This window comes from Sphingomonas sp. SRS2, from assembly GCF_000971055.1.
Classification (GTDB): domain Bacteria; phylum Pseudomonadota; class Alphaproteobacteria; order Sphingomonadales; family Sphingomonadaceae; genus Rhizorhabdus.
Genome location: NZ_LARW01000158.1, coordinates 1 through 9907, shown reverse-complemented (window position 1 = coordinate 9907; position 9907 = coordinate 1). Strand labels below are relative to the sequence as shown.

The following is a 9907-nucleotide window of genomic DNA, read 5'->3' as shown; positions in this document are numbered from 1 at the left end:
ACTCACCCCCGATGGAAGGGATTATAAGAACAAAATAGGAACAAATGAATGAGTCGCGGACCATATTGGCCGCCCTTAGGTCGCGGATCGGCGCGATCGAGGGGCCGAAGCCGTCGGAGGCGACGCTGTTCTCACTGGGCAGCGGGCAGCTCGATGCGCAGCTTGGCGGTGGCCTCCCGCGCGGGCGGCTGCACGAACTGTTCGCCGCCGAAGCCGATGATCGCGCCGCGCTGGCCGGGGCGGGGCTGATGTTCGCGATGAGGCTGGGGTCGGGGCCGCTGCTCTGGCTGCGGCAGGATAGCGGGGTGCGGGCAGGCGGTATGCTCTACGGGCCGGGGCTGGCCGATCTCGGCTTCGATCCGGCGCGGCTGATCGAGATCGTCGCCCCCGATGAGGCGGGGCTGCTGCGCGCGGCGGGGGATGCGGTGCGTTGCTCCCAGGTCACGGCGCTGCTGATCGAACCGTGGAAGGCGGCGCGCGGCTTCGATCTGACGGTGAGCCGGCGTCTCGCGGTCGCGGCGGAAAAGTCGGGCGTTACCGTGCTGCTGCTGCGCGCCGAGGCCGAACCGATGCCCAGCGCCGCCTATAGCCGCTGGCGGGTCCGCGCCTTCGCATCGGCGGCGTTAGAGGCGGACGCGCCGGGGCATCCGGTGATCGATGTGGAATTGCTGCGGCATCGCGGGGGTCTTGCCGGGGTGCGCGCCTGTCTGGAGTGGAACCGTGACGAGCATGTCTTCCGGGAAGCGCCGCTACCTGGCGCTGTGCTTCCCCTTTCTGGGGCCCGACCGGATGGCGCGGGCGATCGGGATGGGGGAAGTCCGGGCAAGCTTTACGCCTGACGCGCCCTTCGCGCTGGTCGAGAAGGCGAAGGGCGCGATGCGGCTCGTCGCGGTCAATCGCGCGGCGCTGGCGCTCGGGCTCGCGCCGGGGCTCAGCCTCGCCGATGCGCGGGCGCGGTTGCCCGACATCGGGGTGGCCGATATCGATCCGCGCGCCGATGCCGCCTGGCTCGAACGCATCGCCGATGGCTGCGACCGCTATACCCCGATGGTCGCGCTCGATCCGCCCGACGGGCTGATCCTCGACATCAGCGGCTGCGCGCATCTGTTCGGCGGCGAGCAGGGGTTGCGCGACGATCTGCTCGCACGGCTGCGCAGGCTCGGCATGGAGACGAGAAGCGCGCTCGCCGATACGCCTGATGCCGCGCATGCGCTGGCGCGCTATGATGCACACGTCGCCCCGGCGGAGGCCGGGGCCGCCAGAGATTGTGTGGACAGGATGCGGCAAGAGCCTGTGGCGGCCCCGGCCTCCGCCGGGGCGACGATAGCTGGTCTACCCGTCGAAGCGCTCGAACTCGACGCGGAGGAATCGGTCGCGCTACGCCGCGCGGGGCTCAAGCGGATCGAGGATCTGAGCAGCCGCCCTTCGCAACTATTGTCGGCGCGTTTCGGAGAGGTGGCCGCCGACCGGCTCGCGCGGATCGCGGGCGGGCGCGACATCCGTATCACCGCGCGTCGGCCCGAGGCGGCGCTGCTGCTCGAACGGCGCTTCGCCGAACCCATCGGCCGGACCGAAGATGCGCTCGCCGCGATCGGGCAACTGGCCGAACAGGCGGCGCGGAGGATGGAGGAGGCGCATCGCGGCGGGCGGCGCTTCGAGGCGCAATTGTTCCGCACCGATGGTCTGGTCCGCAGCCTTCGGATCGAGACCGGCCTGCCCGTGCGCGACGTGCCTCTGATCATGCGGCTGTTCGACGAGCGGCTGGAGGCACTGGCCGATCCGGTCGATCCGGGTTTCGGCTTCGATCTGGTGCGGCTGTCGGTGCCGCGCTTCGATCCGCTGTCGCCACTCCAGCTCCCCCTCGAAGGCGGAGCGGTGGCGGAGGGCGAGCTGGCGCAGCTGCTCGACCGGCTTTCGACCCGGCTGGGCCGCAATCGGGTCCGGCGGCTGGCGGCGCGCGACAGCCATATTCCCGAACAGGCGGCCTTCGCCTTTCCGGCGGTCGAAGCAGGCCCGGTAGAGGACTGGCCCGAACCCGAACCCGGCGAGCCGCCGCTCCGCCCGACCCATTTGTTCGATCCGCCCCAGCCGATCGAGGTGGTGGCCGGCGTGCCCGACGGTCCGCCGCAGCGCTTCCGCTGGCGGCGCGAGCTGCATGAGGTGACATTGGCCGAAGGGCCCGAACGGATCGGGGCTCTATGGTGGAAGCGTGCCGACAATGGTGGGATGTCACGCGACTATTATCGCGTCGAAGATCGTCATGGCCGCCGCTTCTGGCTGTTCCGCCACGGCCTTTACGGGCGCGAGGCGAAGAGCCCTGCCTGGTATATCCACGGCCTGTTCGCATGAGCGCACCCCTTCCCATGGGCTATGCCGAAATGGTCGCCGCGACCAACTACAGCTTCCTGCGCGGCGCGTCGTCGGCGGAGGACATGGTCGGCGCGGCAGTCGCGGCTGGTTATGCCGGGCTGGGTATCGCCGACCGCAACAGCGTGGCGGGGGTGGTGCGGGCGTGGAAGGCTTTGCGCGATGCTCGGGAAAAGCTGCAGGAGGATGGGCTTCCCGATCTCGATTTCAAGCTAGCGACCGGCGCACGGCTCGTCTTCGCCGACGGAACACCTGACATCGTCGCCTATCCCGCGACCCGCCATGGCTGGGGGCTGCTGACCCGGCTGCTGACCATCGGCAACCGACGCGCGGTCAAGGGTGACTGCATCCTGCTGATCGACGATCTGCTCGGTCATCTCGACGATCTGCTGCTGGTGGTGATGCCGGGTGGCAAGGGGCTGACGCTGGGCGAGGAGGGAGCTCGTTTCCATCCCAACTGGCATGGTCCGCTCCGGAGAAATCAAAAAACGCATGAACAACCCCATGCACCCGGAAATGACCCCACTTTTCCTCCGTCAACCCATCTCCCGCCGTCACCCCAGCCCTTCGACTGCCTTGCAGGCGCTCAGGATGAACTTCGGCCGAAAGCCCGAAGGCCGGGGTCCATGTCTCTGGCAGCAGTCGATGGCGTTCGGGTGGATGAACTGACTTCGGTTTCCCCATCCTCAAAATCATTATGGGTCGAGACAGGCATGGATCCCGGCCTCCAGTGGGATGACGTGCTAGGAAAGATTCTCTCGATCCTCAAACGAGCCGCCCCCGGTCGCGTCTGGCTCGGCCTTACCATGCCCTATTCGGGTCGCGACCGCCGGCGGCGGGTAAAGCTGGCGCAGATCGCGAATGCGTTTTCGATCCCCCTGATCGCCACCAATGACGCGCTCTATGCGACCGCCGAACAACGTCCTCTCCACGATGTCGTCACCTGCATCCGTCTCGGTCTGAAGATCGGGGAGGCGGGCACGAAGCTGGCGGCTAATGCCGAACGCCATCTGAAGCCGGTGAAGGAGATGGCGCGCCTGTTCGCCAACTATCCGCAGGCGCTGGCCGAGACTTTTCGGCTGCTCGACCGTATCGGGTTCGACCTGGAACAGCTTCGCTATGTCTATCCCCATGAACCGGTGCCTGAAGGATGGACGCCCCAGGCATGGCTCGAGCATATCGTGGAAGAAGGCATAGCCGAGCGCTATGGCGCCAGCCCATCGAAGAAGGTTCGTGACACCGTTGAAATGGAACTCGAACTCGTCCGGCAGGAGAAATATGCCTATTATTTCCTGACCGTCTACGACGTGGTGAAGTTCGCCCGGAGCAAAGGGATTCTCTGTCAGGGCCGCGGCTCGGCGGCCAATTCGGTGATCTGTTATGTACTGGGCATCACCTCGGTCGATCCCATCGCCAACAAGCTCCTCTTCACCCGCTTCCTTTCCGAGGACCGCAAGGAGCCGCCCGATATCGACGTCGACTTCGAGCATGAGCGGCGAGAAGAGGTCATGCAGCATATCTTCGAGCGTTATGGCCGCCATCGGGCCGGCATCGCCGCCACTGTCATCCATTATCGCCCGCGCAGCGCGGTACGCGAGATCGCCAAGGTGCTGGGGCTCAGCGAGGATATCGCGACTAGGCTGACCTCGACCATTTGGGGCAGTTTCTCGTCGCAGATGGAGGAGAAGCGGTTCAACGAAACGGGCTTCGATATCGGCAATATCGAGATTGGCCGGCTCAACATGCTTGTCGGCCAATTGCTGACCTTTCCACGACATTTGTCGCAGCATGTCGGCGGTTTCGTTCTGACCGAAGATCGGCTCGATGAACTGGTGCCGATCCATAACGCCGCGATGGACGATCGTACCTTCATCGAATGGGACAAGGACGATATTGACGCGCTCAGACTGATGAAGGTCGATGTGCTCGCGCTCGGCATGCTGACCTGCATTCGAAAGGCTTTCGCGCTAATCGAGACCCACATTGGTACGCAATATTCGCTGACCAGCATCCCGCCTGACCAGCCCGACGTCTACGATATGCTCTGCAAGGGCGACAGCATCGGCGTCTTCCAGGTGGAGAGCCGCGCCCAGATCAACATGCTGCCGCGTCTCAAGCCGAGGAAGCTCTACGACCTTGTCATTCAGGTGGCGATCGTCCGGCCGGGGCCAATCCAGGGCGGCATGGTTCACCCCTATCTTCGGCGGCGGCAGGGGGTGGAGCAGGTCGTCTATCCATCGCCGGCACCGCCACATGCTTCTGATGAACTGGTTGACCTGCTGGGTAGTACTTTGGGTGTTCCGCTTTTCCAGGAACAAGCCATGAAGCTCGCCATCGTGGCGGCCGGCTTTTCACCGAAAGAAGCCAATCAGCTGCGCAAGGCGATGGCGACATTCCGCAACGCTGGCACTATGCCAAATTTACAGGAAAAACTGATCAAAGGCATGGTGACGCGAGGCTATCCGCCCCACTATGCCACTGCCTGCTACAAGCAGATCGAGGGCTTCGGCAGCTATGGCTTTCCCGAAAGCCATGCGCAATCCTTCGCGCTGCTCGTCTATGCCTCATCCTATATCAAGTGCCGTTATCCGGCGGTGTTCGCCTGCGCGCTGCTCAATTCGCAGCCGATGGGTTTCTACGCTCCGGCGCAGATCGTCCGCGATGCGCGCGAACATGGAGTGGAGGTGCGGGCGATCGACGTTAACCGCAGTGGCTGGGACAATAGCCTCGAAGGCCCGGCGGAGCGGCTCGCATTGCGTATCGGCCTGCGCCAGGTCGACGGCTTTCGCGAAGCCTGGGCCAATGCGATCGGCGCGGCGCGGGGGGCAGGGCCTTTCACCAGCATCGAGGAACTGGCCCGCCGCGCGTCACTGCCGCGCCGCGCGGTCCGCCTGCTTGCCGATGCCGACGCGTTCCGCTCGATCGGGCTGGACCGCCGCACCGCGCTCTGGGAGGCGCGGCGTACCCCTGATGGTGAGCTTCCCCTGTTTGCAGCGGCGAAGGCGCGCGAACTGGGCGAGGAACCCGACGCGATGTTGCCGGCCATGCCGATGTCCGAGCATGTCGCTGCCGATTATCAGCTCACACGCCTGTCGCTCAAAGGCCATCCGATGCAGTTCCTGCGCGAAACCTTCCGCCGCGAAGGCGTGCTGAGCTCGGCGGAAGTCGCCAATGCTCGCAATGGCCGCCGCGCCAAGGTGGCCGGCGTGGTCTTGGTCCGGCAGCGGCCGGGCGAGGGCAAGGCGATCTTCATCACGCTGGAGGACGAGACCGGCATCACCAACGTCCTGCTCTGGGCGCGCACCTTCGAGGCGCAGCGACGGCAGGTAATGGCGTCGCGGTTGATGATAGTGGAGGGTGAGATTCAGAAGAGCCCCGAGGGCGTGGTCCACCTGATGGGAGCGACTGTCCACGATCGCACCGCCGAGTTGGACCGGCTGTCAGAGGATCATCGGACCGAGATCGAACTGTCTCGCGCCGATGTTTTCGAGCATCCGCAGATGCCGCGTCACCATGTCCCGCGGGGCAGTCATCCGCGCAATGTCCGCGTCCTGCCGAAGTCGCGTGACTTTCATTAAGGGGAAAGAGGAGCCTTCGGCGGAGATGGGGGCGGGGTCAGGCGAGCTTCGAAGATATCGCCGGCGGACAATCCCGCGCGCAATTCGGCGGGGTTCTGTAGCCATTGCAGCGCCGGCTTGTCGGCCTGGAGCATTGCCCGCCAGAAGGCGACGCTGATCGCGATGACGGTGTTGCGGATATGGACCGGGGGTTCGCCGTTCAGCATCGTTGGGGATAGCTGGCCGGCGAGCATCTCATGCGTGGCGCCGTTGAGGACCAGCAGGAATTTGTCGCCCGGCGGCATCATCCGGAAGGGCTCCTGCCGCTGAAGCGCGGTCACAGGATAGACCGACGGCACTGCATCCTCGGTCCCGGTGATGGACAGGAAGGGAATGCGGATCCTGGCGAAGGCTTCGGCGGGCGAACCGATCAGCGGCGGCGAGGGACTGAAGCCGATCGCGGCGCGAACGCGCGGGTCGCTCATCGGCGGCTCCATCACGAACAGGAACTGCTGGCCCGCAATCGCCTGTACGGTCTGCGCGCCGAAGCTGTGCCCCGCCATGCCGATGCGGGCCATGTCGATCCGCTTGAGATCGCACGTGCCCTCGATCACGCGTCGCCCCAGTTCGCCGATCACGAACTGGATGTCGCCGGCGCGCGCCATCAACTGGTCGCCGCCCAGCGCCGATTTGAAGCCCGGCTTGCCAAAGATCGCGCTGTCGCTGCCGGGATGCTGGACGTTAACCACCGCGAAGCCCGCTTCGGCCCAGCCCTGCGCCCAGATCGCCCCGGCATCGAGCGAACCGCCCAGGCCATGGCTGAACAGGATCACCGGCAGCTTGGCCGCTCCCGCCGGTACGCGAATCCGTACCGGCACCGTGCGGCGCCGTACCGGATCGTGCCAGGCATTTTCGCACAGCGTGATGGGGGCTGCCGCAAGAACGGAGACCGGCGTGAGGAGGAGGCTGCACAAGAGCCAGGGGAAAAAGCGCATCGCCAACTGATAGGACAGGACGGCGCCGACCGAAAGCGTTCTGGATGCGTAACGCAATGCGACATATTTACAACGATGTCGGCAGAATTGAGCCTTACGCTATATGGACCGTTTGAGAGATGGTTCGATATTGCAGCGCAGAATGATGCGCCGTAATCAAAGCGTCATCGAAGCTCAGCATGGCTGCAACAGCCAGCGGGCAGGGGATGCCCTCTGCCTAGCTTTACTAAAAAAACCAAGGGACCTCATCGATGAAGAAACTGCTGCTTGGCTGCGCCGTCTCGGCGCTCGCTGCCTCCTCCGCTTATGCCCAGTCCACCGGCTCGATCGATTTCGAAAGCGAGATCGTCGTCACTGGCGCCAACGTCAACAACGGCGTCGCCGGTGTCGTCGCCCCTGACACCTCGAAGTCCAAGGTGGTTTTGACCCAGGAGTTTATCGCCCGGCAGACGCCCGGTCAGACCATCAACGACATCATCAACCAGCTTCCCGGCGTCAGCTTCCAAAACAACGATCCCTTCGGTTCGGCTGGCGGCACGCTCACCATTCGCGGTTTCGACGATCAGCGCATCTCGCAGACCTTCGATGGCGTTCCGCTCAACGACTCGGGTGGCTATGCGCTCTATTCGAACCAGCAGGTCGATCCCGAGCTGATTTCGCAGGTCAACGTCAACCTCGGCACCACCGACGTCGACAGCCCGACCGCTGCGGCGACCGGCTCGACCGTCAATTACACCACCCGCAAGCCGACCGAGGAGTTCGGCGTCAACCTGATGGGTTCCGCGGGACGCTTCGATTTTCGCCGTATCTTCGGCGTGGTCGACACCGGTGTGTTCACCCCTTGGGGCACGCGTGCCTATTTTGCAGCCAGCAGCGCGACCAACGACGCTATCTATGGCGGCTACGGCAAGCTCGACAAGACGCAGTATAATGGGAAGATCTATCAGCCGATCGGCGACAATGGTGACTTCATCTCGCTCGCCGGCCATTATAATCAGAACCGCAACAACTTCTTCGGCTCGGTTCCGCTGCGCGTCGACACGGCCGGTGGTCGCGTCGTCGGTCCGGACGCCGCCAACCGCCAGCCGCTGACTCGCGACGAGCGCTTCTACGTCCTCGCGCCATGCCGCGTCGTCCCGCCGACCCCGGGCGTTGGAAGCACGGCCAATAGCTGCGGCGGTCTCTTCGATTATCGCCTCAATCCATCGAACACCGGCAACGTCCGCATCGCGTCGAAGTTCACGCTCAGCGATAAACTGAGCCTGACGGTCGATCCGAGCTACCAGTGGGTGAAGGCCAACGGCGGCGGCACCGCAGTCGCGACCGAAGGCAATGCCCCGGCAGCCAGCGGAGCGACCGGCGCGGTTTACCTCGGCAGCACGCCCTATTTCGGCGGCGTCGACCTCAACCGTGATGGCGATATCCTCGACACCGTCCGTATCCAGACGCCGAGCCAGACGCAGACCCGCCGCTATGGCGTAATCTCGTCGCTGCGCTTCGACATGGACGACAACAATACCTTCCGCGTTGGTTACTCGCTCGACTATGCCCGCCATCGCCAGACCGGCGAAACCGGCCTTCTCGACGATGCCGGCAAGGAAACCGCTTTCCCGGTCAACAACCCGCTGACCGGCGTCGGTGGCACCGTGCTCCAGAAGCGCGATCGTCTGTCCTATGCGATCCTCAACCAGTTCTCGGCGGAATATCGCGGCGAATTCATGGATGACCTGTTGACGGTCACGGCGGGTGTCCGTGCGCCATTCTTCAAGCGCAAGCTCACAAACTACTGCTTCACCACGAACGCAGCCGGCGCGGTTACCTGCTTCGATAACAACTCGGCAGGCTCTACGTCCTATGGCACCCGCAACCCCTATGTGGTGTCGGCGGCAGGCGTGCCGAGCGGCGCGGCCGCTCCGCAGAAGCGCACCTTCAAATATGACAAGATCCTGCCGACCGCAGGCCTGATTTTCGACTTTACTCCGCAAATCAGTGGTTTCGCCAATTATTCGAAGGGCATCCAGGTTCCGGGCACGGACAATCTGTACCAGTCCTTCTACTTCCCGCTCGGCAATGAAGATGCCAACCCGACCCCGGAAACCACCGACAATTTCGACCTCGGCGTCCGGTACCGTTCGGGCAAGATCCAGGCGCAGACCGTGATCTGGTACACGTCATACAAGGACCGTCTGGCTTCGTCGTTCGATCGCGACCTGAACGTCACCATCTACCGCAACCTCGGCAAGGTCGAGAAATATGGCATCGACGGCAACATCTCCTACTCGCCGATCCCGGAAGTCTCGGTCTACGCCTTCGGTTCGTACCTGAAGTCGAAGATCAAGGACGATGTCGCACTGAGCGCCACGACTGTCGCGCTGACCGCCGGCAAGCGTGAATCGGGCGCGCCGATCTACACCGTGGGTGGCCGCATCCAGGGCAATCTCGGCCCGGTCGAACTCGGCATTCAGGCCAAGCGCACCGGTTCGCGCTACATCAACGATCAGAACCTGCCGGTATTCGCCGGTGCGGCGCAGGTCTATGGCGCCAAGGTTCGCGGCTACACGCTGGTCGACCTCGACGCGCGCGTCTCGCTGGAATGGGCCGGTCTCAACGACAAGACCTATTTCCAACTCAACGTTACCAACCTGTTCGACAAGCTCTATGTCGGCGGCTTCGACGGCACGCTGTCGAACACCGGCACGACCTTCGCGAACCTCGGTGCTCCGCGCACTGTGATCGGGACGATCTCTATCGGTTTCTGATCGATCCCGAAAATAGAAAAAAAGCCCCGTCGCCGTCAGGCGGCGGGGTTTTTTCTGTCCGGCGAAGGCGCTAGTCCTGCTCCGGCAATTCAGGAGAGCCGCCGATGAAGACCCGTGCCGCAGTCGCGTTTGAGGCGAAGAAGCCTTTGGAGATCGTGGAGCTGGACCTTGAGGGTCCGAAGGCGGGCGAGGTCCTGGTCGAGATCATGGCGACCGGCATCTGCCACAC

At 64.1% G+C, this 9907-nt stretch carries 5 protein-coding genes and 1 pseudogene; 5 read left to right on the top strand and 1 reads right to left on the bottom strand.

Annotated elements, in window-relative coordinates; translation table 11 throughout:
* Positions 1-44 precede the first annotated feature (44 nt).
* Genes WP12_RS22415 through WP12_RS22405 form a run of 3 tightly spaced genes read left to right on the top strand, consistent with a single transcriptional unit; the run spans position 45 to position 5945 of the window.
* Positions 45-839, top strand: a complete 795-nt coding sequence (locus tag WP12_RS22415) for an ImuA family protein (protein ID WP_046195867.1) — start codon at positions 45-47, stop codon at positions 837-839.
* On the top strand, positions 730-2349 hold the full coding sequence (locus WP12_RS22410) for a Y-family DNA polymerase (RefSeq protein WP_084691298.1): 1620 nt from the start codon (positions 730-732) through the stop codon (positions 2347-2349). Before WP12_RS22415 ends, WP12_RS22410 begins: the two co-directional genes overlap by 110 nt.
* A complete protein-coding gene (locus WP12_RS22405; protein ID WP_046195866.1) occupies positions 2346-5945 on the top strand; it encodes an error-prone DNA polymerase in 3600 nt (1199 codons plus the stop codon). Before WP12_RS22410 ends, WP12_RS22405 begins: the two co-directional genes overlap by 4 nt.
* Here the strand turns inward: WP12_RS22405 and WP12_RS22400 are convergent.
* Complete coding sequence (locus WP12_RS22400) at positions 5942-6919, bottom strand: alpha/beta hydrolase family protein (RefSeq protein WP_046195868.1); 978 nt, start codon at positions 6917-6919, stop codon at positions 5942-5944. The genes WP12_RS22405 and WP12_RS22400 overlap by 4 nt on opposite strands.
* Positions 6920-7170: 251 nt before the next feature.
* Between WP12_RS22400 and WP12_RS22395 the strand changes: the two genes are divergently transcribed.
* Positions 7171-9678, top strand: coding sequence for a TonB-dependent receptor (locus WP12_RS22395; RefSeq protein WP_046195865.1), 2508 nt, complete (start codon positions 7171-7173; stop codon positions 9676-9678).
* Between the two features lie 104 nt (positions 9679-9782).
* Positions 9783-9907: pseudogene (locus WP12_RS25120) on the top strand (S-(hydroxymethyl)glutathione dehydrogenase); the annotation flags it as partial.

Excerpts from the sequence above, each read along its gene's own strand:
- WP12_RS22415 (WP_046195867.1), top strand. The coding sequence starts at position 45 with ATGAATGAGTCGCGGACCATATTGGCCGCCCTTAGGTCGCGGATCGGC.
- WP12_RS22410 (WP_084691298.1), top strand. The coding sequence starts at position 730 with ATGTCTTCCGGGAAGCGCCGCTACCTGGCGCTGTGCTTCCCCTTTCTG.
- WP12_RS22405 (WP_046195866.1), top strand. The coding sequence starts at position 2,346 with ATGAGCGCACCCCTTCCCATGGGCTATGCCGAAATGGTCGCCGCGACC.
- WP12_RS22400 (WP_046195868.1), bottom strand. The coding sequence starts at position 6,919 with ATGCGCTTTTTCCCCTGGCTCTTGTGCAGCCTCCTCCTCACGCCGGTC.
- WP12_RS22395 (WP_046195865.1), top strand. The coding sequence starts at position 7,171 with ATGAAGAAACTGCTGCTTGGCTGCGCCGTCTCGGCGCTCGCTGCCTCC.